This window comes from Edwardsiella piscicida (genome assembly GCF_021733145.1).
Classification (GTDB): domain Bacteria; phylum Pseudomonadota; class Gammaproteobacteria; order Enterobacterales; family Enterobacteriaceae; genus Edwardsiella; species Edwardsiella piscicida.
Window position 1 is genome coordinate 2,514,662 of sequence record NZ_CP090968.1, and the last position, 26,267, is coordinate 2,540,928.

A 26,267-nucleotide genomic window follows, 5' to 3' on the forward strand; every position below is an offset into this window, starting at 1 on the left:
AATCATCACAGGAACGGCTGTTGATAGGCATATGCGCGCGCAGACAGCCTAACCCCGTGTGTTTTACCTCCATCGATAACCTTTTGTCAACATTAGCAAAAGGAAATACAACATTCGTTTACATCAAAGCAACAAACGCCCTGCGTTATCCCACATCTCCACGTAGACAACCGGTATAAAATCCCAAATAAACGTGGCTGGAATGTAAAAAAACGTGAACGTTTAGTTTCTACTATATCATTTATTGACGCAATTCCTGTTCTCAGGATGAGGTATCTGCGACATTTTTATGATCCAGCGCACGTTTAATCGTAGGATGATATTAGTGAAAAGCGTAATTTATAGAGATGAAACGGAATGCGGGTCGGCTCGTGGGAAAAACTTATTGAGAATGATTTTTATTTAATCTGGAATTTGGACGATGAAAAAGAAACCGGCGCTTGGCGCCGGAACTCGTAATATAAATTAATTTTTTAACAGAATGATATATCGTTCAATCAATTAATATTCGCGGTGCTTAAGCACCTATTTTACCCAGCCCTCGTCCGCCGCTGTCGCGGCGCCACCGTCATCGCCCTCGCGCAGCGCATCGAACAGCGTCACCGCCAGCGGGTTACGGCACTGCGGCGCTAGGCAGAGGCTATATTCGGTATCCGCCAGACGCGGCAGGCCGTCCGCCTCGCCCAGCACCCGCAGCGACGAGCTCATCATCTCGATCGGGCGAGCCGAGATCCCCAGCCCCGCCTTCAGTGCCGCCCGCAGGGCCGGCAGCGTCGATGCGACGTAGGCCAGACGCCAGGGCAAACCGGCGGCATCCAGCGCCGCGGTCGCCAGACTGCGAAAGGCGCTCGGCTCATCCAGCACCACCAGCTCTATCGGCACGCCGGGGGTAAAGTCATAGTCGGTGGCGCAAAACCACACCGTCGGAGAGCGGCGCAGCAGGGTGCTGGGCAGCGATGGCTCACACCCCGTCGAGACGGCCAGATCGACCTCATTATCCAGCAGCATCAGCTGAATATCGGCGTTACGCTGCATGCGAACGTCGATCGCCAGCTTGGGGTACAGCGCGGTAAAACGGCCCAGCAGCTGCGGCAGGATACTGTCGGCGCTGTCATCGGTCGCCCCCACCACCAGCGTTCCCTGCAGGTGATCGTTGATCAGGGAGTGGCAGGCCTCGTCATTAAAACGCAGGATTTTGCGGGCATAGTTTAATAGCTGCACGCCGTGATCCGTCAGATACTTATTGCGTCCCTGGCGGGCAAACAGCTCTTTTCCCACCAGCTGCTCCAGACGCTGCATTTGCTGACTCACGGCAGACTGTGTGCGTTGCACCCGAGCGGCGGCGGCGGCAAACGTCTTCACGTCTGCCACGGCTACAAAGGTGCGCAATAAATCCAAATCCAGATTGATGGGGGGACGTGGTCCGTTGCTCATATCTTTTCTCGTTATTAATCAAAAACAGTTTACCCTGGTGTTCACAACATAAGATAATCTTTAAGCATCTGTTTCGTCAGGCTTGCGTCCTGAATAAACCACACTAAAGAAACACCGGAAGACAGATAAAGATCACGTTACGTTATCAATAATTATGGCTGAAAATGGCAAAGAAAACATAGAGACTATCAAAGACTTTTTTGCTGCAAAATACTACAGAGCACGATGGGATATTTCTCAACGAGAATTCCCAACAGGTTGATAAAACATGATTTTTGTTATTAGCAAAAGTCCATAATACAAAGCTTTCGCCAATAACGAATAGTTAAGCTAAGCTTATATAAATGATTCACTCCCTCAGTTTTTAATCATCGACAAAGATTAATTTAAATTAATCATTTGGCGCAGACTTACGCTTAATCGCGTAAATCATAATGCTTATTGAGAATAATACCAATAATCCGCTGAGCATCATTTGGATACCGCCGCTCAGCATCGCGCCGACATAGGAATAGATCAGCGTCGCCGGCAGTTGCCCCAGCGCCGTCGCGACTAAAAACTCCATCAGCCCCATCGAGGTCAGCCCGGCGGCGTAGCTCACCGCGTCAAACGAGACAAAGGGCAGCAGCCGACAGACCAGCACGGTATAGCGACCATAGCGGGAAAAGAAGCCGTCGCAGCGCCGCAGCGCGTCGGGCGAAACCCAGCGCGCCAGCGTGTCCCGTCCCAGCATCCGCGCCAGACAAAAGCAGAGGGCCGCCGCCACCGTAGCGCTGAACCACGAGAGCAGCGCCCCCTGCCACCAGCCGAACAGCGCCGCATTAGCAAAGGTGATGACAAACGCGGGCAGCGGCGCCGCCAGCGCCTGAAAGATCATCAGAAAAAAGGAGACCAGCATCGCCCAAGGGCCGAATGAGCGCAGGTAGGCCAGCAGCGCGGCGACGTCCAAAGAGGCGAGCAGCCGTCCGATCCGCACGGCCTCGTGACGCGCCTCTGGCCAGCACAGCACCAGCAGCGCCACCGCCGCGGCGCCCCCCACAACCCCATACTTCACGTGACTGGACACGGCATCGCCCTCTGCATAAAACGAACAAGACTACGCATAAACGCCGCCGCCCCCTTTGATGGACGACAACGATTGTGCGTTCGTGCGTGGATTGGTGTAGCATCGCCCACTCCCAAGCACTTTTGTATGATGGATAAGGGTATATGAGACCACTTCTTTCGCTGGCCGGCGCCCTGTGGCTGGCCGTTACGCTGTGCAGCGGCGCCATCGCACAGGCGATCCCACTGCACACGCTGCAGGCACGGCAGGGCGTCGTCATCGACACCCGACCCAGCGCCGACTATAACGGCTGGCCAGACCAAGGCACCTCCGGGCACGAGCCCGGCGCGCTTAACCTTGCCGCCGACTGGCTGCCGCTGATGGACGATGCGCAGCTGCGCGCCTGGCTCAGCGACCACCGTCTGGACAGCCAGCGAACCCTGGCGCTGTACGGCGCACCGGCGCAGATCGACGCCGTCTCCCGCCGCCTCCGGGCGCTGGGCTTCAGCCATGTCGACGCGCTGAGCGATGCCCTAAGCCAGCCCGATCGTCTGCAGCGCCTGGCCCACTACGAACAGCTGGTTTATCCGCAGTGGCTGCACGATCTGCAGCGGGGTCAGGCGGTGGCCAACCCGCCGGCCGGTCAGTGGAAAGTGTTTGAGACGGCTTGGGGCGCGCCAAAACAGTACCTGCTCAGCCATATTCCCGGCGCTGGCTACATCGACACCAATACGGTGGAGAGCGAGCCGCTGTGGAATAAGGTCCCCGACGCCCAGCTGAAGACGCTGCTGGCCAAGCAGGGCATCCGCAGCGATACCACGGTGATCTTATACGGCCGCGACGTCTATGCCGCCGCCCGAGTCGCACAGATCCTGCTCTACGCCGGGGTGAAAGATGTACGCCTGCTGGACGGCGGTTTTCAGACCTGGCAGCGCGCCGATCTGCCGGTCGAGCGCGGTCTCCCCGCAGACCCCACGCCGGCCGCCGACTTTGGCGCCCCCTTCCCCGGCGATCCGCAGCTGATGCTCTCCACCGCCCAGGCGCGCGCCCTGCTGAATCGTCGCGATGCCTCGCTGGTCAGCATCCGCTCTTGGCCTGAATTCACTGGCGTCACCAGCGGCTACAGCTACATTAAGCCCAAGGGCGAGATCGCCGGCGCCCGCTGGGGCCACGCCGGCAGCGACGCCACCCATATGGAAGACTTCCATAACCCCGACGGCACCATGCGCGCCGGTGACGACATCGCCGCCCTGTGGCGCACCTGGCACATCACGCCGGATCAGCAGGTCGCCTTCTACTGCGGCACCGGCTGGCGAGCCGCCGAAGCCTTCATGTATGCACGGGCCATGGGCTGGCCGCGCATCGGCGTCTATGACGGCGGTTGGTACGAATGGTCAGCCAATCCGGCCAACCCGGTCGCCCGGGGCGAACGCGGCCCGGAAAGCAGCTGGCGCTGAGCGTAGGATGGGCGTCGGATAGCCCCCTCGGCCTCGACGCCCCTTATTCACGCTGCGCCGCGTCATCCTGCGCCACCCGGCGCAGGGTGTGATACCCGCCCCACACCCGCGTCAGGGTGGTAAACCAGCACAGCGCCCCAAACAGCCAGGCCAGCGGCGCAAACAGGGACGGCCACAGGCAGAACGCGATAAACAGCAGGATGGTCTCCGTACCCTCCGTCAGCCCCCCCAGGTAGTAGAAGGATTTATGCGGATAGGCCAGCGCCTGTAGACGGTGCTTTTGCGCCAGCGCGGCAAAGGCCAGAAAGCTGCTGCCGGTACCGATAAAGGCGCACAGCAGCCAGGCACCGGGCAGCGCATTCTGCGCCGGATCGGCCAGCACAAACCCCAGCGGCAGCAGGGCATAAAACAGAAAGTCGAGGGAGATATCCAGGAACCCCCCGGCGTCGCTGAGCCCCTGGCGTCGCGCCAGCGCCCCATCCAGCCCATCGCACAGCCGGTTAATCAGCACGGCCGCCAGCGCCGCGCCGTGCTGCTGCCACATCAGCAGCGGCACCGCCAGCGCACCAATGGTGAAGCCGAACAGCGTCAGGTGATCGGCGCGCACCCCGCGGCGATCCAGCCCGGCGGCCAGACGGGCCAGCGCGGGCTTCAGCGGTGGGTGCAGATAGCGATCAAGCATCCTCGCCTCCCCGACGTCCGGCGGCGGGCGTACACAGCCCCTGCGCGGGGATATCCAGCGCGGCGTTAAAGCGCGCCGACAGATTTTGAAACGCCACCAGCGCCGTCAGCTCGGTTAGCGCGCGATCGTCGAAATGGCGACGCAGCTCCGCCTTCAGCGCCGCAGACACCTGCGGCGGCGTCGCGCTGACGGCATCGGCATAGGCCAGCGCCGCCCGCTCCACCGCGTCAAAGCAGTCGGCCTCCTGCCATGTCGCGACCGCCAGCACCTTATCCAGCGAGCCGCTGCGCTGCGCCAGACGCAGCCCGTTGGCATCGATGCAGAAGGCGCAGTCGCAGCGCTGGGAGACCCGGGTCATCACCAGCGCCCGCAGACCGGGGGAGAGCGTCGAGCGGCGCCGCTCCAGATAGCCGACGAACAGCGCCATCAGCCAAAACAGACGTGGAAAGCGTCCCCACCAGCGGACAGGATTCAGCACCTCACCGTAGTGGCGCCGCTGCAGATGCAGCAGCGGTGCCAGACTGCGCGGCAGGCGCCGCAGGGGGGCCACCCACTCTGGCTGCGTTGTTTTTTTCACCGACTCACCCTCTCTGTTGTCGTAACTTTACGTCACCCGCCCTTTTTGTTAGTGCATTTAACCAATTAATCTTAATTACCAGGTTAAATAAACTGCAAAAACAGCACAATACCATCTATTTTGCTAAGCATTCGCCGTGAATCATACTGTTTTGCACTAAAAACAGGCATCTGTCTTCTAAACCCCGATCGCGGGGAGTACAGTATTTTATATTGCCGTGTCAGTAAGGACACCGATCCGTCAGCGGCGGCGCTGATATAAATAAGGCCACAGTGTTATGTCTCCGATCGAAAAATCCCACAAGCTGGACCACGTATGCTATGACATCCGCGGTCCGGTACTCAAAGAAGCCAAGCGGCTGGAAGAAGAAGGCAATAAAGTCCTCAAGCTGAACATTGGCAACCCGGCCCCCTTCGGCTTTGACGCGCCGGATGAAATTCTGGTCGACGTGATCCGCAACCTGCCGACGGCGCAGGGCTACAGCGACTCCAAAGGACTCTATTCGGCGCGCAAGGCCATTATGCAGCACTATCAGGCCCGCGACATCCACGACGTCACCGTCGAGGACATTTACATCGGCAACGGCGTCTCCGAGCTTATCGTGCAGTCGATGCAGGCGCTGCTCAACACCAATGATGAGATGCTGGTTCCGGCGCCGGACTACCCGCTGTGGACCGCCGCCGTTGCGCTGTCCGGCGGCAACGCGGTGCACTACCGCTGCGATGAGCAGGCGGACTGGTTCCCCGACATTGACGATATCCGCAGCAAAATCACCCCGCGCACCCGCGGCATCGTCATCATCAACCCCAATAATCCGACCGGCGCCGTCTACAGCAAGGCGCTGTTGGAGCAGATTGTGGATCTGGCCCGCGAGCATAACCTGATCATCTTTGCCGATGAGATCTACGACAAGATCCTGTATGACGACGCGCAGCACATCTCGATCGCCTCGCTGGCGCCGGATCTGCTGGTGATCACCTTTAACGGCCTCTCCAAAACCTATCGCGTGGCCGGTTTCCGTCAGGGCTGGATGGTGCTCAGCGGGCCGAAAAAGCACGCCAAGGGCTACATTGAGGGGCTGGAGATGCTGGCCTCCATGCGCCTGTGCGCCAACGTGCCGATGCAGCACGCCATTCAGACGGCGCTGGGCGGCTATCAGAGCATCAGCGAATTTATCTGCCCGGGTGGCCGCCTGTATGAACAGCGCAACCGCGCCTGGGAGCTGATCAACCAAATCCCGGGACTCTCCTGCGTCAAGCCGCGCGGAGCGCTGTATATGTTCCCGAAGATCGACGCCAAACGCTTTAATATTCACAACGATCAGAAGATGGTGCTGGATCTGCTGCTGCAGGAAAAGGTCCTGCTGGTACAGGGCACCGCCTTCAACTGGCCGGAGCCGGATCACTTCCGCATCGTCACCCTGCCGCGGGTTGACGAGCTGGACAGCGCCATCCTCAAGCTGGGGCGCTTCCTGTCGACCTATCACCAGAAATATTGATCCCGCAGCGGCGCCCATGGGCGCCGCCGTCATTTTTGACGCATAATGGTGAGCTCCATTACTGCGACAGGCATGACATTACCATGAGCCACACCCAGAGCCATTTTTTTGCCCATCTCGCCCGCCTGAAACTGATTAGCCGCTGGCCGCTGATGCGCAACGTACGCACCGAAAACGTCTCCGAGCACAGCCTGCAGGTTGCCTTTGTCGCCCACGCCCTGGCGATTATCAAAAACCGCCGGTTTGGCGGCAGCGTAGACGCGGAGCGCGTCGCCTTACAGGCCATGTACCACGACGCCAGCGAAGTGCTCACCGGCGATCTGCCGACGCCCATCAAGTACTACAATCCGCAGATAGCCCACGAATACAAAAAGATAGAGGAGATGGCGCAGCAGAAGCTGCTGGCCATGCTGCCCGCCGAACTGCGCCAGGATTTTTTACCGCTGATCGACGAACGCAGCTACCCGCCGGAGGAGCGCCAGATCGTCAAACAGGCCGATGCGCTGTGCGCCTATCTGAAATGTCTGGAGGAGCTCGCCGCCGGCAACCAGGAGTTTCTGCTGGCCAAGGCGCGACTGGAAAAGACCCTGGATGAGCGCAATAGCCCGGAAATGGCGTACTTTATGCAGGTCTTCGTGCCGAGCTTCACCCTGTCGCTGGATGAGATCAGCCAGGACACACCGCTGTAGTCCGGGCGACGGCGTCCACCGCCCCTAAAACGGGAACAGCCAGGGCACCACCGCCACGCTGACCAGCATCACCAGCAGCGTAAAGGGCACGCCGATGCGCACGAAGTCTCCAAAGCGGTAGTTGCCCGGCCCCAGCACCAGGGTATTGACCGGTGAAGAGACCGGGGTCATAAAGGCCGCCGAGGCCGAAATGGCGATGATGATGGCGAAGGGATAGGGCGACATCTGCAGCTCGCGCGCCACGGCGATGGCGATGGGCGCCATCAGCACCGCGGTGGCGGTATTCGAGATAAACAGCCCGATCACCGCACACAGCACAAACAGACAGCCTAAGATGCCGCGCGGCCCCAGACCGCCGACGGCGTCGGTCAGCCCGCGCACCGCCAGCTCTATCCCGCCGGTTTTCTGCAGCGCCAGCGCAAAGGGCAGCATGCCGACGATCAGGATCAGGCTGGGCCAGTGGATCGCCTTGTAGGCGCTCTCCATATCGATGCAGCGGAACTTGCCCATCAGCAGGCAGGCGATCAGCGCGGCGATGACGTTGGGGATCTCCGCCGTCAGCATCATGGCGATCATCAGCGCCAGGCAAAACAGCGCATGGGGCGCCTGGGAGAGCGCGGGAACCTCGTCGTCGACCTCCGCTGGCAGACTCAGCACCACAAAGTTACGCGCATTCTGCTGTAGCTGACGCAGCTGGCGGATCTGGCGCCAGCTGCCGATGACCAGCAGGATATCGCCCATCTGCAGCGGCTCATCCACCAGCTTACCGTCCAGCGCGCTGCCGCTGCGGCGAATACCGACCACGTTTAGCCCATAGCGGGTCCGGAACGTGACTTCGCGCAGGGTTTTGCCGATCACCTCGGCCTCCGGCACCAGGGTGACTTCGGCCATGCCGACGTCGCGCGCCTGCTCAGAGAAGTACTCGCCGCGCAGCACCATCGGCTCCAGCAGCTGCTCGGCGCAGAAGGCACGCACATCCACCTGCGGATCGGACATGTCGACCAGCAGCACGTCGCGCGCCTTCAGCTCCGTATCGCCAAAGGCGCTGACCATCACCCGGCGAAACTTACGCCAGCGCTCGATCCCCACCACGTTGGCGCCGTAGCGGGCGCGCAGGTGCAGCTCATCCAGGGTATGGCCGATCAGCGGCGAGCCGTGGCGCAGCGCCAGGCGGCGAGCGCGCCCGGCCAGGCGATAGTCGCGGATCAAATCGCGAAAGGTGCGCCGCTGCCAGTTATCCTTGTGCGGCGCCTGCTGCGCGGCGCCCAGCCAGCGGCGAGCAATCAGCATATAGCCAATCCCCAGCAGCAGTACGATGATCCCGATGGGCGTAACGCTGAAGAAACGCAGCCCGTCCAGCCCTTCGCGCACCAGCTCGCTGCTGACGATCATGTTAGGTGGCGTGGCCACCAGCGTCATCATCCCGCTGATAAGCCCGGCAAAGCTCAGCGGCATCATCAGCCGCCCCGGCGCGGTTTTCATCCGCGCCGCCACGCTCAGCACCACCGGAATAAAGATCGCCACCACCCCGGTCGAGCTCATCACGGCGCCCAGCAGGGCGACCGTGCCCATCAGCAGCACCAGCATCTTGGCCTCGCTGTCGCCGGCCACCCGCATCAGCCACTCGCCGACCTGATAGGCGACGCCGGTGCGCACCAGACCATCACCGATCACGAACAGCGCGGCGATCAGCAGCACGTTGGGATCGCTGAAACCGGCGGTCGCCTCGGCCAGGGTCAGCGTTCCGCTCAGCACGAACGCGACGATGATCAGCAGGGCAACCACATCCATCCGCAGTCTATTGGTGGCAAACAGCACGATGGCCACCAGCAGTAAGCTTAATACCCACACTAACTGACCGTTCACGACATCTCCCTTTACAACACCCTCTCCCGCTGCGGCGTCCTCTCCCGTCCGGCGCTATCGGCATCGACGAATAACAAAAACGGGTTAGTTATCTTTAATCATGCCATAAAAAAACCCCGCGCAGGCGGGGTTAATCGACTTTTCCAACCACGCGTTGGCTACAGCGTGATCTCGACATCATCGTCGACGCGCGTCAGCGCGATTTGCGCCAGGCTGTGCAGGCAGAGGGTCACCTTATCCAGCTTGGGGGTCTCCGCCGGGGCGTTGACGGCGATCACCTGGCAACCGGCCGTCAGCCCGGCCAGTATCCCGGCCGGCGCATCTTCCACCACGGCGCAGGCGCCCGGTGCCAGCCCCAGCCTTTGCGCCCCCAACAGATAGGCATCCGGCTCCGGCTTGCCGCGCTGCACCTGCTCTGCGGTGATAAACACCGCTGGCTTCGGCAGCCCGGCGGCCTTGCAGCGCGCATAGGCCACCGGCACCGATCCCGAGGTCACGATCCCCCAGGGGATCGCCAGCGCATCGAGGCGGGCGATCAGCGCGGCGGCGCCGGGCATCGCCGCGATGCCGTCGGTATCGCGCGACTCCAGCGCCTCCAGCCAGTCAAACTCTTCCTGCAGGCGCGCCTCATCGGCGTCCGGCATAAAGTGGCGCAGGGAGGTGATCGCCTGCTTGCCATGAATAAATTCCAATACTTGCTGAGGATTGATCCCCTGACGCTTGGCCCAGTTAATCCACGAACGTTCAACCACCGGCAATGAATCCACCAGGGTTCCATCGAGGTCAAACAAAAAACCTTTACACTTCACGGGTACTCCTCATGACAAAATCAACCGCCGTTACGCATTCAAAATTTGCGTAATCTCGACGGCGCTTAAATGGTACTGGCGCGGACAGGCATGCCAAACGGCCAGCATGCGCAGGTACTTATCCCACATTTTGGTCTGGGCGTTGAAGCCATGAGAGCCGCAGTCAAAGTGGGTATAGCGCCCTTCGGTATTCACCAGAAAACGGACGTAGCTCAGATAGCGCGCCTCCGTCGCCGCATCGAACCCCAGAAACTCCAGACGACGGGCATCGATATCCTGGCGCTCCTTCAGGTTATTGTAAGAGACCTGCAGCGCGTGGTGCATCTCCATTATATCGATGATGCTGCGACAGGTCTCTTCCGGCAGCTCGCCAAAGTCGCGATCCAGCTCGCGCAGCTGCAGGCCAAACCCCCGCTCGATGATGGTCTGCAGACGGCGGTAGCGTTCGGCGTTATCCGGATCGAGCATCGACATCACTTTATACTGGTTGGAGAGGATCAGGCGCTGTGCATTGGTCATTTCCATCTTTACTGTCCTTATCGGCCGACGACGGCCAGAGTTACCACGGTCAATATTCGTCGCTCAGCATGACATATTGCCAAATTCACCGACAGTGCAATAAAAGGCGTTTTTTGATCCAAGCGAATATTTAGACCAATAAAAAGACCAATAAACGCCGCGCGCGACTCTTAATTATCACGACGCTCTCATTTTAAGCACAAATAATTAACAGCGGCGCTTAGATATCGTCCAGAAAGGTTTTATCCAGCTGCTTACAGCAGCGGCGCAGCAGCTCCGCCAGCGACTGGTAGGTCGGCGCACCGTCGATGGGCGCCAGGGCAATGCCGGCGGCCTGCAGCTTGTCGCGCAGCTGGTGAAACCACTGCAGCAGCGTCGGCGGCAGCGGCGTTACCGCGCGTTTGCCCAGCCACCACAGCCCCTGCATCGGCAGGCTACAGGCAAACAGCGCCGTCGCGATGGCCGGCCCCAGCTGGCCGCCCAGGGCGATTTGCCAGCACAGGGTAAACATGGCGATCGGCGGCATAAAGCGAATAGCGAAGCGGGTGGCGCGGGTCACCCGGTTTTCCGGGAACACCGGCGCCAGACGTTTTTCATTCGGCCAGGTCTTCATATAGATCTGACCGCGCTGAAAAAGGCGGAAACAGGCGACGTGCGGCGTGGGGGCAGATGACATGACAACCTCAATTTATTCGATAAGAGTTAAAAAAAAATCATAAAATGAAAACAAAAAACATGCGGCATCAAATTTATTTTGTTTTTAAAGGCCGCTATCGGTATTCTAAGCCGGCCTTGAGGCCGCCGTCAGTCAAGAAGGGTAAAAAAACCCTCCAGATCGCTGACGCCCGCACTCATCGCCCCCGTATTAAGGAGTGCCATCGCCGTTCGCGGCCTGGCGAAAACCATTACGGGCGGGCTCACAGCAGCGCACTCCCCTGCGGGGAGCGACGGACAGTGGCAGACATGCCGCAGCGCCAAAGCGCGCTGCTGTGAACCTGCATGGTTCAGGGTGCTCCCGGCAACGCCGAGGGCGAGCTCCTGAATACCGTGGCCGCCTGCGGGCGGATATTTTGATGCAACACCGTTTATGGACGGTGCGTTCGCGGCCCGCGGCCAGATCGTACCGCGCATGATGTTAATCATAAATGCCGACGGCGTATTGCGCTACGCTTAGCGTCTGTTTGGTACATTTTCTAACCACGCATAACAAGTAGGTACTTCCATGTCGAAGCTGGTACTGGTTCTTAACTGCGGCAGTTCTTCCCTGAAATTCGCCATCATTAACGCGGCAAACGGTGAAGAGCACCTGTCTGGTTTAGCCGAATGTTTTAACCTCCCTGAAGCCCGTATTAAATGGAAAATGGACGGTGCGAAACACGAAGCAGCGCTGGGCGCAGGCGCAGCACATAGCGAAGCCCTGAGCTTCATCGTGAACACCATCCTGGCACAGAAGCCGGAGCTCTCCGCCTCACTGACCGCCATCGGTCACCGTATCGTTCACGGCGGCGAGAAGTTCACCCACTCCGCCGTCATCAACGACGAAGTCCTGCAGGGTATCAAAGACGCTATCCCGTTTGCACCGCTGCACAACCCGGCACACCTGATCGGCATCGAAGAAGCGTTCAAATCCTTCCCGCTGCTGAAAAACAAGAACGTCGCCGTCTTCGACACCGCGTTCCACACCACCATGCCGGAAGAATCCTACCTGTATGCCCTGCCGTACCACCTGTACAAAGAGCACGGCATCCGCCGCTACGGCGCCCACGGCACCAGCCACTACTACGTCAGCCGCGAAGCAGCCAAGATGCTGAACAAGCCGGTTGAAGAGCTGAACGTGATCACCTGCCACCTGGGCAACGGCGGCTCCGTCAGCGCCATCCGCAACGGCGAGTGCGTCGATACCTCTATGGGCCTGACCCCGCTGGAAGGCCTGGTCATGGGCACCCGCTCTGGCGACATCGATCCGGCTATCGTGTTCCACCTGCACGATACCCTGGGCATGAGCGTAGCCGAAATCAATACCCTGCTGACCAAAGAGTCCGGCCTGCTGGGCCTGACCGAAGTCACCAGCGACTGCCGCTACGTGGAAGACAACTACGACACCAAGGCTGACGCCAAGCGCGCCATGGACGTTTACTGCCACCGTCTGGCCAAGTACGTCGGCGCCTACACCGCGCTGATGGACGGTCGTCTGGACGCCGTGATCTTCACCGGCGGCATCGGTGAAAACGCCGCCATGGTGCGTGAGCTGACGCTGGACAAACTGGCGCTGCTGGGTCTGGAAATCGACGACCAGCGTAACCTGGACGCCCGCTTCGGCAAATCCGGCGTGATCACCAAGGACGGCAGCCGCCTGGCCATGGTTATCCCGACCAACGAAGAGCTGGTTATCGCGCAGGACGCTGCCCGTCTGACCGCCTAACCCGCCTGCTCCGGCAGGCGGTGTCATTCGCCGAGGGCGCGCCGTCGTCCCCGGTCGGCAAAGACTCCCTGTTACCGCCCGGCCTCCCTGGGCCCGCCGCGGAATACTCACAAGAGGTTGCTATCGTGTCCCGTACAATCATGTTGATCCCCACCAGCACCAGCGTTGGCCTGACCAGCGTTAGCCTGGGTGTCATTCGTTCCATGGAACAAAAAGGCGTACGCCTGAGCGTGTTCAAACCGATCGCCCAGCCGCGTACCGACGCCGATGCGCCGGATCAGACCACTACCATCATCCGCGCCAACTCCGCCATCCCGGCTGCCGAGCCGCTGCGCATGTCCCACGTGGAAGCGCTGCTGAGCTCCAACCAGCAGGACGTTCTGATGGAAGAGATCGTCGCCCGCTATCACGAAAACACCAAAGATGCCGAAGTGGTGCTGGTTGAAGGCCTGGTGCCGACCCGTAAACACCAGTTCGCCAACGCGCTGAACTACGAGATCGCCAAGACCCTGAACGCCGAAATCGTCTTCGTTATGGCGATGGGCAACGACAGCGTCGATCAGGTGAAAGAGCGCATCGAACTGGCCCGCTCCAGCTTCGGCGGCAGCAAAAACCAGAATATCGCCGGCGTGATCATCAACAAGCTGAACGCACCGGTTGACGAGCAGGGACGTACCCGCCCTGACCTGTCTGAAATCTTTGACGACTCCAGCAAAGTTCGCGTCGCGACCCTGGACGCCGCTCAGGTGATTGCCAACAGCCCGCTGCCGGTGCTGGGCTGCATTCCGTGGAGCTTCGAGCTGATCGCGACCCGCGCCATCGACATGGCTAACCACCTGAAAGCACGCGTGATCAACGCTGGCGACATCCAGACCCGCCGCATCAAGTCCGTCACCTTCTGCGCACGCAGCATCCCGCACATGCTCGAACACTTCCGCCCGGGCTCCCTGCTGGTGACCTCAGCCGATCGTCCGGACGTCCTGATCGCCGCCTGCCTGGCTGCGATGAACGGGGTTGAAATCGGTGCGCTGCTGCTGACCGGCGGCTATGAAGTCGACGCCCGCGTCAACAAGCTGTGCGAACGTGCCTTCCAGACCGGCCTGCCGGTATTCATGGTCGACACCAACACCTGGCAGACCTCTCTGAGCCTGCAGAGCTTCAACCTGGAGGTGCCGGCCGACGATCACCAGCGCGTAGAGAAGCTGCAGGACTTCGTTGCCAGCCATATCGATGCGCAGTGGATCGAGTCTCTGAGCGCAACCTCTGAGCGTTCACGCCGCCTCTCTCCGCCGGCGTTCCGCTACGAACTGACCGAGCTGGCTCGCAAGGCCGGTAAGCGCATCGTCCTGCCGGAAGGCGACGAGCCGCGCACCGTCAAAGCGGCCGCGATCTGCGCCGAGCGCGGCATCGCACAGTGTGTGCTGCTGGGTAATCCGGACGAAATCCAGCGCGTTGCCGCCGCTCAGGGCGTGATGCTGGGCAAGGGTATCGAAATCGTCGATCCGGTCGCCGTACGTGAAAAATACGTTCCGCGTCTGGTCGAGCTGCGTAAGAACAAGGGGATGACCGAAGTCGTCGCCCGCGAGCAGCTGGAAGACAACGTGGTGCTGGGCACCCTGATGCTGGAGCAGAACGAAGTCGACGGCCTGGTATCCGGCGCGGTACACACCACCGCTAACACCATCCGTCCGCCGCTGCAGCTGATCAAAACAGCCCCGGGCAGCTCCCTGGTCTCCTCCGTCTTCTTCATGCTGCTGCCGGAGCAGGTGCTGGTTTACGGCGACTGCGCCATCAACCCGGACCCGACCGCCGAACAGCTGGCCGAAATCGCCATCCAGTCCGCCGACTCCGCCGCTGCCTTTGGCATCGACCCGCGCGTAGCGATGATCTCCTACTCCACCGGTAACTCCGGCGCGGGCAGCGACGTTGAGAAAGTTCGCGAAGCCACCCGTCTGGCGCAGGAAAAACGTCCGGATCTGGTCATCGACGGCCCGCTGCAGTACGACGCCGCCATCATGGCCGACGTAGCCAAGTCCAAGGCGCCGAACTCGCCGGTGGCCGGTAAAGCGACCGTGTTCATCTTCCCGGATCTGAACACCGGTAACACCACCTACAAAGCGGTACAGCGCTCCGCCGACCTGGTCTCCATCGGGCCGATGCTGCAGGGGATGCGCAAGCCGGTCAACGACCTGTCCCGCGGTGCACTGGTAGACGATATCGTCTACACCGTGGCGCTGACCGCCATTCAGTCCTCCCAGCAGTAAGAGGGCATCCTCCATGTAAAAAGGCTCCCGTTGGGAGCCTTTTTTATCTGCCCGTGGGCAGCGGACGTATGCCCTGTCCTCAGCAGCCCTGGGTACAGGTGCTCCCCTTCGCCGCCTCGGCCGTCGCCGGCGCCGCTGTCGAGGCCTTCTCTACCGGATAGCCGGCCTCTTTCCAGGCCGTGATCCCGCCCGGCAGGCGGTAGACATGCTGGTAGCCCAGCTTCTTGGCCCACATGGCCGCGTTGTGTGAACGCGCACACTTCACGAAGCCGCAGTAGAACACCAGCACCCGATCCTTATCGGCGCCCAGCATACGCATAAAATCGGCCTGCGTTATCGCCCCCATGTTGGCCTTATCCCACACGTTCATATCCCCCATCGGGAAGGCCATATTCAGCGCACCCGGGATATGCTGCTTCTTGTAGGAGTCGGAAAAGGGCATGGTGTCGACGATCAGCATCGGCTTTTTCTCGTCCATCCACTGCTTCAGCTCCTGCACCGTCAGCAGCTGATACGTCCCATTCGCCGTTTCCCGCGCCAGCTGTACCGCCTGCTTTTCCGCATCCACTTCAGAAGACGAAAACAGGCCGGCCTGCGCCGGCAGCGCCGAAAGAGCAGCCAGCATCACGCCGGCAACCAGAGGTAATACGGGTTTCATCATTTTTCCTTATATAAAAATCCCGATTTCACGGTAACTCTTTATATAACAAAACGATGTGACTAACGTGGCAAATGCTATTTTGCAATGTATCGCTTGCTTTACTCACCGACGCTCGGCTCGGCGGGATCGTCATCGACGACGGGCGTCGCCCCCTGCGGCGGCTGGCTGGCGTCGGCCTCACCGCAGCGGGTGCACAGCGCCGGCGCCTCTCCGTCGCTGTTGCGCGCCATCCACAGCGACAGCGCCCGGATAGAGTCCGGGGTAAAGCTGTCGCAGCGTTCGGCGATCTCCTGCGGCGTCATCCAGCATACGGACGCGATCTCGCTCTCCTGTAGGGCAAAGGGGCCATGGGAGACGCAGCTAAACAGCCCGCCCCAGACCCGGCACGCCGCCTGCTCATAGTAGAACAGGCCGTGATCGGCGAAAGGCACCCCGGCGATGCCCAGCTCCTCTTCCGCCTCACGGCGCGCCGACTCCAGCATGTTCTCGCCGCTCTGCACCACGCCGCCGGCGGTGGCGTCCATCCAGCCAGGATAGTAATCCTTACCCTCGGTTCTCTGCTGCACCAGGATCTTCCCCATCCCGTTATGCACCACAATGTAGGTGGCGCGATGGCGCAAACGCTGCGCCCGCATCTGCTGGCGGCTGGCCTGAGCGATAACCCCGTTATTCTCATCAACGATGTCTACCCACTCAATCTCGCTGTTAACCTGCTGGTCCACCATCCTCTGCTACCCTATTACTGATTCTCAACGGCGCTGCTGCGCCACGATGCCGTCGCCGCCGACGCGGGCGGTCTGGCCCCTTGCCAAAAAAAGATAATCTTACCGTGCCGCCGCGGCGCCCAGGCTTACCTCTGCCAGTCTCTCTGTACCGTGCAGCGCCTGAACCCACAGCCGATCCCCCGCCAGCATGCCAAAGCTGGGCACATTCCCGCCCTTGGGCAGGCTGATGGATCCGGGATTAAAACAGATATGCTCCCCCTGACGCTCGGCCAGCGGCAGATGCGTATGGCCGTACACCAGGACGTCGTCCGGCGCCAGCGCGGGGAGCTGCTGGGGATGATAAAGGTGACCGTGGGTCAAAAACAGCCGCCTGTCCGACAAAAGTACCTGCTGCCACGGCGCCATCATCGGAAACGTGAGCAGCATCTGATCGACCTCGCTGTCGCAGTTGCCGCGCACCGCGATAATCCGCTCGGCGTAGCCGTTCAGCAACGCGGCCACGGCCGGCGGATCGTAGCGATCCGGCAGCGGATTGCGCGGCCCGTGATTCAGCACATCCCCCAGCAGGATCAGCCAGCGGCAGCCGCTGTGCGCAAAGATCGCCAGCGCCCGTTCGGTCGCGCTGAGCGAACCGTGAATATCGGAGATAAACATTAATTTCATCGTGAGACTCTCACCGGCAAAAAAGACGCGCCCATCGCGCGTATGACGGAATAGCGCTTAGTGTAACCAGCCCGCTTTCGCGACACCAGTCACCCCGGCTGCGGCGTCCGTATTTACCCGCCGCGGCGCCCCAGCGCCAGCCACTGACACACCGAGGCCCGCTGCCACTGGAAATGGGCATACTCCGCCAGCCGCTCAGGCAGACCATCGCCATGCTGCGCCAGGCGGTTCAGCATCATCGCCAGATCGGTGTCGGCAATGCACCACTCGCCGAACAGATTCTGTCGCCCGACCGGCAGCAGGCGCTCCGCGGCGGCCACCAGGCGGGCTGCCTCATACTCGGCCTCCGCCGACAGCGCCCCCGCGCGGTGAGCGCAGAACACCACCTCGCTCGGCCGCTCACGGCGCAGCGCGGCCAGATCGCTGCGCAGCCAGGCCTGCACCTCGCGGGCGATGGCCCGCGCCTGACGCGCGTGCGGATAGAGCGGCGCATAGTGCGGCGCGCAGAAGGTCTCATCGAGGTATTCGCAGATGGCGGAGGACTCCGATAGGGCAAAGCCATCCAGCAACAGCGTCGGCACCCGGCGGGTCAGCGACACCTCCGCATAGGCCTCCTGGCGGTTTTCATGCTCCGCCAGATCCACCGGAACCAGCTCGCAGCGCAGCCCCTTCTCCTTCAGGGCAACAAAGACGGACATCACGTAGGGACTCAGATAGCGGCTGTCAGAATAGAGAACGATCGCAGAGGAATTCATAGGCACTCCTGATGGCAGTCAACGTCGAGCACGCTATCGCGCGCCCTCGGTGACAGTATGCCATGTTTCAGCCGTGACGAAACGCCACGTCGCGCATCCCGTCGGCGCCCGGGCCGGGAAAACGTCCGATAACAAACAATCTGTTAACATCATCCTTTTATCACCGCGAAATTTGCTCTATAGTCGCCAAACCCTCCCCCCTAGCAGGAAGCGACCATGATCGATCTTTACTACGCTGCGACACCCAACGGCCACAAGATTACCCTGTTTCTGGAAGAGAGTGGCCTGCCCTATCAGCTACACCCTATCGATATCGCCGCCGGCGAGCAGTTCGCGCCGGCGTTTCTGGCGATCTCGCCGAATAATAAAATTCCGGCGATCGTCGATCGCCAACCGCTGGACGGCGGTGCGCCGCTGAGCCTGTTCGAGTCCGGCGCCATCCTGCTCTACCTCGCGGAGAAGAGCGGGCGCTTCCTCAGCGCGGAGCTGCGCGCCAGGGCCACCACCCTACAGTGGCTCTTCTGGCAGGTGGGCGGCTTTGGCCCGATGCTGGGGCAGAATCATCACTTCAACCACTATGCCCCACAGCCGGTTCCCTACGCCATCGAGCGCTATCAGGTAGAGACCTGCCGCCTGTATGCGGTGTTGGAAACGCAGCTGCGGCAGCACACCTACGTCGCCGGCGCCGACTACAGCATCGCCGATATGGCGATTTACCCCTGGGTTGCCGCCTACGCCCGCCAGCGCATCGATCTAGCCGACTACCCCGCCGTCAGCCGCTGGTTCCACGCCATTCAGGCGCGTCCGGCCACCCAGCGCGCCTACCGGCTCGCCCAGGCCTGATCCCCGCAGGCGGGTGCGCCCGCCTGTCCGTTCCGCTACCGTTCAGGATCGTTTATGAGTTCACATTTCCCAGATGCCATCATCAAAATTAAAAACCTGCGTCTGCGTACGTTTATCGGCATTAACGAGGAGGAGATCGCCAACCGCCAGGATGTGGTGATCAATGTCGTCATTCACTACCCGGCGCAGCAGGCCCGCCACAGCGAAGAGATCGCCGACGCGCTCAACTACCGCACCATCACCAAACGGATCATCGCCCACGTGGAGCAAAACCGTTTTGCCCTGCTGGAAAAATTGACCCAGGATCTGCTGGCGATCGCTTGTGAACATCCTTGGGTCACCTATGCTGAAGTAGAGGTCGATAAACTTTACGCCCTGCGCTATGCCGATTCGGTTTCTGTGACCATGCGCTATAGCCGGGGGGAATAAGCGGAGGGGACGGTGCGCCGGCGCGCGCCGTAAGGAGCAGCCTATGGAGATCCTGATTACCGGTGCTACCGGCCTTATCGGCCAGGCGCTGTGCGCCCGGCTACACGTGCTCGGCCATCACCTGAGCGTACTGACGCGCAGCGCGGCGCGAGCCCGTCAGCGTCTCGGCGACGGCGTGCAGTGCCTCACCTCGCTCGAGAATCTGACCAGCCTGGATGGCTATGACGCGGTGATCAATCTGGCCGGTGAGCCAATCGCCGACAAACGCTGGAGCGCGGCGCAAAAGCAGATACTGTGCGACAGTCGCTGGACGATCACCCAGCGGCTGGCCGAACTGATCCGCGCCGGCCAGCGCCCGCCCCGCGTGCTGATCTCCGGCTCCGCCGTCGGCTACTACGGCAGCCAGGACGAGACGCCGCTCAACGAGGATGACCCGCCCCGCGATGACTTCACCCACCGCCTGTGCGCACGCTGGGAGGCGCTGGCGCGTGAGGCGGAGAGCGAACATACCCGCGTCTGCCTGCTGCGCACCGGTATCGTACTGGCCCCCAACGGCGGCGCGCTGGGGCGGATGCTGCCGCTGTTCCGCCTGGGACTCGGCGGCGAATTGGGCAACGGCCACCAGTACATGTCCTGGATCCATATCGACGACATGGTCAACGCGATACTGTATCTGCTGGATAACCCCACCCTGCGTGGCCCCTTCAACATGACCGCCCCCTATCCGGTGCGCAACGATCAGTTCGTCGCCACCCTGGGCGAGGTGCTGGGGCGGCCCACCCTGCTCCGCGTTCCCGCCATGGCCCTGCGCGCGCTGATGGGCGAGGCCAGCCAGATCCTGCTGGGCGGCCAGCGGGTGCTGCCGCGCCATCTAGAGGAGGCGGGCTTTGGCTTTCGCTACTACGATCTGCGCGAGGCATTGGACGACATCGTCAGATAACCCCTAGCGCACGCAATGTGCAGCCCGGCGCACCGGCGGTGACGGTGCGCCTCGGCGCGCCCACTACACTCTCTGCAGAGACAGGCGACGGCAGCGATGGCCGACGCAGGTAAGACAACGGCGGGCGCGATGCCCCGGCACGGCGCTCAGCGTCGACGCCGGTGCGCCGGCCCGAACATTTCCCACTGCGGAGCATCTATGAGTCCAACCCTCTTACGCGATAAAGTGGCGCTGGTCACCGGCGGCGCGCACGGCACCGGTGCCGCCATCGTAACCGCCCTGGCCGACGCCGGCGCCCGCGTGGCGCTGACCTACCACCATTCGGAAGGCGAGGCGCGGCTGCTGACCGCCCAAATTCGCCAGCGGGGCGGCGAAGCCATCGCCCTGCGCACCGACGCGCGCAGCCCGGAAACCTACGCCCGCGCCGTCACCCGCACGCTGGAGCTGTGGGGACAGATCGATATCCTGGTCAATCAGGCCGCCGTCACCATCTGCAAACCATTTGATGAAATTGAGCTACGAGAGTTTGAGCAGGCCATGGCGATCAATGTGCAGGCGGTCTTCCTGACCAGCCAGCTGACCGCTCGGCGCATGCCCTCGGGGGGGAGAATCATCCATATCAGCGGGGCGCATCAGCCCCCGGGCCACGGCGGCGCGCTCTGTGCCATGAGCCGCGCGGCGCTGAGCGCGCTGACGCGCAGCATGGCGCAGGACCTGGCGCCGCAGGGCATTACGGTCAACCACCTGGTGCCCGATCCGCTTCCGGCGCCGAACCGGGACGCACAGAGCACGGCACAGGCGATCGCCGAGCTGGCGCTGTGGCTGGCCTCACCGGCGGCGGGCGCCATCACCGGCAGCCAGCTCACGATGGCGGGAGAGGCTTAGCCTGCCGCGGGCCCCTGCCAGCGTGGGAACAGATCCTGCGGCAGGCTGATGTCCAGCTGATCCAGCACCCGGTTGACCGTCTGGTCGATGAGATCCTCAATCCGCTGCGGACGGTGATAGAACGCCGGCATCGGCGGCATGATGATCGCCCCCATCTCGGCGGCGGCGGTCATTGTGCGCAGATGCCCCAGATGCAGCGGCGTCTCTCGCACGCACAGCACCAGCGGGCGCCGCTCCTTCAATACCACGTCGGCGGCGCGCACCAGCAGGGTGTCGCTGTAGCCGTGCACAATCGCAGAGAGGGTTTTGATCGAGCAGGGCAAAATCACCATCCCTGCGGTTTTAAACGAGCCGGAGGAGAGCGAGGCGGCGATGTCCCGCGCGTCGTGCACCACATCCGCCAGCGCCTGCACCTCTCTGAGCGAGAAATCCGTCTCCAGGGCCAGGGTCTGGCGCGCCGCCTGGCTCATCACCAGATGGGTCTCTACCGCCGGCTGCGCCCGTAGCGCCTGCAGCAGGCGGACCCCATAGATCGCGCCGCTGGCGCCGGAGATACCGATAATCAGTCGTTTCATCGCCCGTCACTTATCCTTATTCAACCCTCTGCTGCAGCGACTTTGCCGCAAGGCGGGCGGGCGCGCAAGTAAAAACGGGCCGCATAGGCGACCCGTTGGCAGAGCGCGGAGCGCCCCTAGCCTTCGTTATACAGCGCGAGATCTTCCGCCTGCTGCTGGTTGTTCAGCGCCTTGGTATCGTCACCGCGCAGCGACTGCAGGTAGTCCAGGTAGGCCTGATCCACGTCGCGCGTGATGTACACCCCGTTAAACACCGAGCACTCAAACTGCTCGATATCCGGGTTATCCTCACGCACCGCCTCAATCAGATCCGTCAGATCCTGAAAAATCAGCCCATCGGCGCCGATCAGCTGGCGGATCTCCTCGACTTCGCGCCCGTGGGCGATAAGCTCGGTCGCGCTCGGCATATCGATACCATAGACGTTGGGAAAGCGGATCTCCGGCGCGGCGGAGGCCAGATAAACCCGGCGGGCGCCGGCCTCGCGCGCCATCTCGATGATCTGCTCCGAGGTGGTGCCGCGCACGATGGAGTCATCCACCAGCAGCACGTTCTTATCGCGGAACTCGGCGCGGTTGGCGTTCAGCTTGCGGCGCACCGACTGGCGGCGCAGCTGCTGCCCCGGCATGATGAAGGTGCGTCCCACATAGCGGTTTTTGACAAACCCCTGGCGGTAGGGTTTATCCAGAATGCGGGCGATCTGCAGCGCGATATCGCAGGAGGTCTCCGGGATCGGGATCACCACGTCGATATCCAGATCCTCCCACTCACGGGCGATCTTCTCCCCCAGCTTCTGCCCCATCCGCACCCGGGCGCTATACACGGAGATCTTGTCGATAAACGAGTCCGGGCGAGCAAAATAGACATACTCGAACAGGCAAGGATGGCTCTTCGGCTCCTGGGCGCACTGGCGGGTAAACAGCTGTCCCTGCAGATTAACGTAGATCGCCTCGCCCGGCGCCACGTCGCGAATAAAGTCAAACCCCAGCGTATCCAGCGCCACGCTCTCAGAGGCGACCATGTATTCGATACGGCCATCCTCCAGGGTTCGCTTGCCGATCACCAGCGGCCGGATGCCATTCGGGTCGCGGAACGCCACCATGCCATGGCCGATGATCATCGCCACGCAGGCATAGGCCCCGCGGATTTGGCGATGGGTCGCCGCGACGGCGGCGAAGATGTTTTCTTCGCTCAGCGGATAGTGATCGTAGCGATCCAGCTCGTAGGCGAAGATATTCAGCAGGATCTCGGAGTCTGAGGTGGTATTAACATGGCGGCGGGCATGCTCAAACAGCTGCTGCTTTAGCTGATGGGCATTGGTCAGATTACCGTTGTGCGCCAGGGTGATGCCAAAGGGGGAGTTAACATAGAACGGCTGAGCCTCCGATGCGCTGGCGCTTCCGGCGGTGGGATAGCGCACGTGCCCTATCCCCATATTTCCCTGCAGGCGCTGCATATGGCGCGCCTCAAACACATCACTGACCAGTCCATTGGCCTTACGCAGGCGGAAGGCATGGTTATCATCGATGGTGACGATGCCGGCGGCGTCCTGGCCGCGGTGCTGCAGCACCGTCAGAGCATCATAGATAGACTGGTTTACCGGTGTAAAACCGGCGATACCGACAATACCGCACATGTTGTCATTTCCTCATCAGCGTTACCGGAGCGGCAGCGACGGCATGTGCTCCGGCAAGAAACTCGACGTGCTTTGCAGATAGTCAAATGACCACCTGATGATAGGGCTAAACTGCGGGATCAGCCGGGACTGCTTCCACTCCTCGCTTTGCGCCATCGCCGTGAAGGTGTCCATAAAGAACAGCAGCGCGGCGACGATCAGGATACCGCGTATGGCGCCAAAGCAGACGCCCAGTACCCGATCCGTCCCGCTCAGCCCGGTGCGCTCCACCAGGGAGCCGATCACATAGTTGACGATGGCGCCGACGATCAGGGTCGCGACAAACAGCACCGCTATCGCAATGCCATTGCGCACCAGCGCATCCTCAAAGCGGGTAAAGAAGGCGGCCAGATAGGGATAAAAATGGCTGGCGACAAAGAACGCCGCTCCCCAGGTAACCAGCGACAGCGCCTCGCGCACAAAGCCTCGGATTAAGCTGACCAGTGCAGAAAATCCGACGATGCCAATAATGACCCAATCAATCCAAACCATGACAATTCCAACGCATGAACTGCCGCAGATGTCGCCCGCGGCGCATTCTAACAGAAAAAGAAAACGTTTGCGTAGCAGATTTCCGCCGCGCGGCATAAATAAATCCGCCGCGTCCACCGCCCGTTTTCACGAAAAAAACGGCCCTGTCCGCCGCAGCGAACAGCGCCGTCGAACGCCGTTACGCGGTGCTTAGCGCACGCTGTAATTGCGGATCTGCCCATTCAGGCCGCTCAGACTGTTCAGCTCCGGCAGCGCCGACTGCAGCTTGGCGCGCGACGCCTCTGGGCCCACGAACAGCCGGTTGATCTCACCCTGCACCGGCGTCGCCGGTACGCTATAGACCCGATAGCCGGACAGACGCAGCTTGGCGATGATTTCATTCACCTTGCTCGCGTTACGCAGCGCGCCGAGCTGCACCACATAGGCCTGACCGACCGGCGCTTTCTCGCCGGCGTCGCTCTTGGCGACGGGCGCTGGCGGCGGCGGTGTCGGACGACTCTCAGGCGGCGGCGTCACGCTCTTCACCGGCTCGCTGGCTTTGGGACGACTCTCCGCGACCCGCGTCGGCGGCTCGCTGGCTTTCGGCCTGCTCTCCTGCGGCGACGGCGCGCTGATCGGTGGCGGAGCCGTACGCGGCGGCTGTGGCTCCGGCGCTCGGCTCTCGACCGGCTTCAGCTCCACCAGCTCGCCGCGGGTATGCGCCGGGGCTGTCGCCGGCGCGGGTACAGCGGGCGCGGTAGCGCCAACCGACGCGGCTGGCGCCGCGCCGGCGCCGGGCAACGGCGTTTCGCCCAGCGGCTGGGTGACCGGCGGAATGGCATCCGTCGGATCGTCCTCGCCCGGACGCGGCACCAGCGGGATCGCGGCGAACTCATCCTGATAATGTTTTTTCTGGCCATCCAGCAGACCGGGCAGAATGATCACCCCCAGCGCCACCAGGATCACCGTACCGACCAATCGGTTCTGAAACTTACTTGCCACCCGTCTCTCCTGACGCGAGGGCTGCCATCACGTGAGCAACCGTATGGAAGGAACCGCAGACCACCACCGTATCGTCGGCGGCCGCGTCGGCCATCGCCTGACGCCAGGCCTGCTCAACGCCGTCAAACGCCTGGGCGTCGGCGGGCAGATGCGCCGTTAACGCCGAGACCGCCGCACCGCGCGGGCCCGCCAGCGGCGCACAGTACCACTGGTCAACCAGCGGCGTCAGACAGGCCAGCGTACCGGCGATATCCTTGTCCGAGAGCATACCGATCACCATGCGCAGGCGGCCGCGCGCCGGCAGCGCGCGCAGGCGCTGAGCCAGATAGGCCGCCGCGTGGGGATTGTGCGAGACGTCCAGGATCAGGCGCGGCGCCTCCGACAGCTGCTGAAAGCGCCCCGGCAGCACCGCATCGCGCAGCCCCTGACGGATCGCCGCATCATCGACCGGCAGCGGCCCATAGCAGAGCGCCGCCAGCGCCGTCGCCGCGTTGGCCAGCGGCACCTGAGGCAGCGGTAGCCCCTCAATATGGCGGTGAGCATCGCGCCAGCGCCACTCCTGCGCCTCCACGCTGAAATCCCAGTCAACGCCGCGGCGCAGCAGATGAGCGCCACACGCCTGCGCGACCGCGCCAATCGAGTCCGGCATATCGGGCTCGCCGACCACCGCCGGCGCCGCGCCGCGAAAAATACCGGCCTTCTCACGACCGATGCTCTCCCGCGTATCGCCCAGCCAGTCGGTGTGATCCAGCGCGATGCTGGTCACCACCGCGACGCTGGGATCCACGATGTTAGTCGCATCCAGGCGGCCGCCGAGGCCGACCTCCAGGATCACCGCATCCAGCGCCGCCTGCTTAAACAGGTACAGCGCGGCCAGCGTGCCGAATTCGAAATAGGTCAGCGATACGCCGTCGCGCCCGGCCTCAACGCCGGCAAAGGCGGCGGCGTGCGCCGCATCGTCCAGCTCGCGGTGCTGGATCCGCACCCGCTCACGATAGTGCAGCAGGTGCGGCGAACCGTATACCCCAACCCGATAGCCCGCCGCCATCAGGATCGCCTCCAGCGTGCGGCAGGTCGTCCCTTTCCCGTTCGTTCCCGCGACGGTATACACCACCGGGGCCGGCGTCAGCAGGCCCAGGCGCTGCGCGACGCGGCGTACGCGATCCAGACCGAGATCGATGGTCTTACTGTGCAGCTGCTCAAGGTAGTCAAGCCAGGTGGAGAGTGGAGAGGTTGCCAATGGCGTAGGAAGCGTATTCATGCTGTTTTACGTCCCGTAATAAAACCGATTGCGGAGTGTAGCCGGCCCCGGAGTGGCGCCGGTTACCGAAGAGGTACGGCGTATGGCGTGGCCATACGCCGCATCGGCGGCCCGTGCGGCGC

The 26,267-nt window shown here is 62.0% G+C and carries 26 protein-coding genes; 9 read left to right on the plus strand and 17 right to left on the minus strand.

The window, feature by feature from the left end; genetic code table 11:
• Positions 1-525 precede the first annotated feature (525 nt).
• Together L1P05_RS11380 and L1P05_RS11385 are read right to left on the minus strand one after the other, a co-directional pair.
• A complete protein-coding gene (locus L1P05_RS11380; protein ID WP_041692528.1) occupies positions 526-1,434 on the minus strand; it encodes a LysR substrate-binding domain-containing protein in 909 nt (302 codons plus the stop codon).
• A 391-nt stretch (positions 1,435-1,825) separates the two neighbouring features.
• Entirely contained in the window at positions 1,826-2,500 is a 675-nt protein-coding gene (locus tag L1P05_RS11385; protein WP_172454862.1) for a TVP38/TMEM64 family protein, read from the minus strand.
• A 143-nt stretch (positions 2,501-2,643) separates the two neighbouring features.
• Between L1P05_RS11385 and L1P05_RS11390 the strand changes: the two genes are divergently transcribed.
• Complete coding sequence (locus L1P05_RS11390; RefSeq protein WP_012849217.1) at positions 2,644-3,936, plus strand: rhodanese-like domain-containing protein; 1,293 nt, start codon at positions 2,644-2,646, stop codon at positions 3,934-3,936.
• 43 nt (positions 3,937-3,979) lie between these two features.
• On the opposite strand, the gene L1P05_RS11395 is transcribed toward L1P05_RS11390, so the two are convergent.
• Together L1P05_RS11395 and L1P05_RS11400 are read right to left on the minus strand one after the other, a co-directional pair.
• Positions 3,980-4,618 carry a CDP-alcohol phosphatidyltransferase family protein gene (locus tag L1P05_RS11395; protein ID WP_012849218.1) on the minus strand — a complete coding sequence of 213 codons (639 nt, stop codon included), beginning with the start codon at positions 4,616-4,618 and terminating at the stop codon, positions 3,980-3,982.
• Positions 4,611-5,195, minus strand: coding sequence for a carboxymuconolactone decarboxylase family protein (locus tag L1P05_RS11400; protein ID WP_012849219.1), 585 nt, complete (start codon positions 5,193-5,195; stop codon positions 4,611-4,613). Before L1P05_RS11400 ends, L1P05_RS11395 begins: the two co-directional genes overlap by 8 nt.
• A gap of 277 nt (positions 5,196-5,472) precedes the next feature.
• On the opposite strand from L1P05_RS11400, the gene L1P05_RS11405 reads away from it, so the two are divergent.
• Entirely contained in the window at positions 5,473-6,693 is a 1,221-nt protein-coding gene (locus L1P05_RS11405; RefSeq protein ID WP_012849220.1) for a pyridoxal phosphate-dependent aminotransferase, read from the plus strand.
• An 83-nt stretch (positions 6,694-6,776) separates the two neighbouring features.
• Positions 6,777-7,382 (plus strand): 5'-deoxynucleotidase, encoded by a 606-nt coding sequence (yfbR, locus tag L1P05_RS11410; protein ID WP_012849221.1) that lies wholly within the window; start codon positions 6,777-6,779, stop codon positions 7,380-7,382.
• A gap of 24 nt (positions 7,383-7,406) precedes the next feature.
• On the opposite strand, the gene L1P05_RS11415 is transcribed toward yfbR, so the two are convergent.
• The 4 genes from L1P05_RS11415 to yfbV form a co-directional block, all read right to left on the minus strand.
• Positions 7,407-9,248, minus strand: a complete 1,842-nt coding sequence (locus tag L1P05_RS11415) for an SLC13 family permease (protein ID WP_012849222.1) — start codon at positions 9,246-9,248, stop codon at positions 7,407-7,409.
• A gap of 158 nt (positions 9,249-9,406) precedes the next feature.
• Positions 9,407-10,057: a sugar phosphatase gene (locus L1P05_RS11420; protein ID WP_012849223.1), complete on the minus strand. Its 651-nt coding sequence runs from the start codon at positions 10,055-10,057 to the stop codon at positions 9,407-9,409.
• Positions 10,058-10,087: 30 nt separating this feature from the next.
• On the minus strand, positions 10,088-10,582 hold the full coding sequence (locus L1P05_RS11425) for a YfbU family protein (protein WP_012849224.1): 495 nt from the start codon (positions 10,580-10,582) through the stop codon (positions 10,088-10,090).
• A 214-nt stretch (positions 10,583-10,796) separates the two neighbouring features.
• A complete protein-coding gene (gene yfbV, locus L1P05_RS11430) occupies positions 10,797-11,252 on the minus strand; it encodes a terminus macrodomain insulation protein YfbV (protein ID WP_012849225.1) in 456 nt (151 codons plus the stop codon).
• Between the two features lie 546 nt (positions 11,253-11,798).
• Here yfbV and ackA point away from each other — a divergent pair.
• Positions 11,799-12,998: an acetate kinase gene (gene ackA, locus L1P05_RS11435; RefSeq protein WP_012849226.1), complete on the plus strand. Its 1,200-nt coding sequence runs from the start codon at positions 11,799-11,801 to the stop codon at positions 12,996-12,998.
• A gap of 125 nt (positions 12,999-13,123) precedes the next feature.
• Entirely contained in the window at positions 13,124-15,262 is a 2,139-nt protein-coding gene (pta, locus tag L1P05_RS11440) for a phosphate acetyltransferase (RefSeq protein WP_034167896.1), read from the plus strand.
• Positions 15,263-15,341: 79 nt separating this feature from the next.
• On the opposite strand, the gene L1P05_RS11445 is transcribed toward pta, so the two are convergent.
• From L1P05_RS11445 to yfcF, 4 genes are all read right to left on the minus strand, one after another.
• Positions 15,342-15,920 carry a rhodanese-like domain-containing protein gene (locus L1P05_RS11445; RefSeq protein WP_012849228.1) on the minus strand — a complete coding sequence of 193 codons (579 nt, stop codon included), beginning with the start codon at positions 15,918-15,920 and terminating at the stop codon, positions 15,342-15,344.
• Between the two features lie 101 nt (positions 15,921-16,021).
• Positions 16,022-16,648 carry an NUDIX hydrolase YfcD gene (yfcD, locus tag L1P05_RS11450; protein ID WP_012849229.1) on the minus strand — a complete coding sequence of 209 codons (627 nt, stop codon included), beginning with the start codon at positions 16,646-16,648 and terminating at the stop codon, positions 16,022-16,024.
• 99 nt (positions 16,649-16,747) lie between these two features.
• Positions 16,748-17,311: a phosphodiesterase gene (gene yfcE / locus L1P05_RS11455; RefSeq protein WP_015683415.1), complete on the minus strand. Its 564-nt coding sequence runs from the start codon at positions 17,309-17,311 to the stop codon at positions 16,748-16,750.
• Positions 17,312-17,424: 113 nt separating this feature from the next.
• Positions 17,425-18,066: a glutathione transferase gene (gene yfcF / locus L1P05_RS11460; protein WP_012849231.1), complete on the minus strand. Its 642-nt coding sequence runs from the start codon at positions 18,064-18,066 to the stop codon at positions 17,425-17,427.
• Between the two features lie 216 nt (positions 18,067-18,282).
• Between yfcF and yfcG the strand changes: the two genes are divergently transcribed.
• From yfcG to L1P05_RS11480, 4 genes are all read left to right on the plus strand, one after another.
• Positions 18,283-18,909: a GSH-dependent disulfide bond oxidoreductase gene (gene yfcG / locus L1P05_RS11465; protein WP_012849232.1), complete on the plus strand. Its 627-nt coding sequence runs from the start codon at positions 18,283-18,285 to the stop codon at positions 18,907-18,909.
• 54 nt (positions 18,910-18,963) lie between these two features.
• Entirely contained in the window at positions 18,964-19,338 is a 375-nt protein-coding gene (gene folX, locus L1P05_RS11470) for a dihydroneopterin triphosphate 2'-epimerase (RefSeq protein WP_012849233.1), read from the plus strand.
• Positions 19,339-19,381: 43 nt separating this feature from the next.
• Positions 19,382-20,278 carry a TIGR01777 family oxidoreductase gene (locus L1P05_RS11475; RefSeq protein WP_012849234.1) on the plus strand — a complete coding sequence of 299 codons (897 nt, stop codon included), beginning with the start codon at positions 19,382-19,384 and terminating at the stop codon, positions 20,276-20,278.
• Positions 20,279-20,476: 198 nt separating this feature from the next.
• Positions 20,477-21,163, plus strand: a complete 687-nt coding sequence (locus L1P05_RS11480; RefSeq protein ID WP_012849236.1) for an SDR family NAD(P)-dependent oxidoreductase — start codon at positions 20,477-20,479, stop codon at positions 21,161-21,163.
• On the opposite strand, the gene L1P05_RS11485 is transcribed toward L1P05_RS11480, so the two are convergent.
• The 5 genes from L1P05_RS11485 to folC all read right to left on the minus strand — a co-directional run bounded on the left by L1P05_RS11485 (position 21,160) and on the right by folC (position 26,145).
• Complete coding sequence (locus L1P05_RS11485) at positions 21,160-21,738, minus strand: UbiX family flavin prenyltransferase (protein WP_012849237.1); 579 nt, start codon at positions 21,736-21,738, stop codon at positions 21,160-21,162. The two genes, L1P05_RS11480 and L1P05_RS11485, sit on opposite strands and share 4 nt — an antisense overlap.
• A gap of 116 nt (positions 21,739-21,854) precedes the next feature.
• The gene (gene purF / locus L1P05_RS11490) at positions 21,855-23,372 is read right to left on the minus strand and encodes an amidophosphoribosyltransferase (protein ID WP_012849238.1); all 1,518 of its coding nucleotides are present in this window, start codon (positions 23,370-23,372) and stop codon (positions 21,855-21,857) included.
• A 21-nt stretch (positions 23,373-23,393) separates the two neighbouring features.
• The gene (cvpA, locus tag L1P05_RS11495) at positions 23,394-23,903 is read right to left on the minus strand and encodes a colicin V production protein (protein WP_034167921.1); all 510 of its coding nucleotides are present in this window, start codon (positions 23,901-23,903) and stop codon (positions 23,394-23,396) included.
• Positions 23,904-24,092: 189 nt separating this feature from the next.
• Positions 24,093-24,884 carry a cell division protein DedD gene (gene dedD / locus L1P05_RS11500; protein ID WP_012849240.1) on the minus strand — a complete coding sequence of 264 codons (792 nt, stop codon included), beginning with the start codon at positions 24,882-24,884 and terminating at the stop codon, positions 24,093-24,095.
• Positions 24,874-26,145, minus strand: a complete 1,272-nt coding sequence (folC, locus tag L1P05_RS11505) for a bifunctional tetrahydrofolate synthase/dihydrofolate synthase (protein WP_012849241.1) — start codon at positions 26,143-26,145, stop codon at positions 24,874-24,876. The genes dedD and folC overlap by 11 nt, the downstream gene beginning before the upstream one ends.
• Positions 26,146-26,267: the final 122 nt, after the last annotated feature.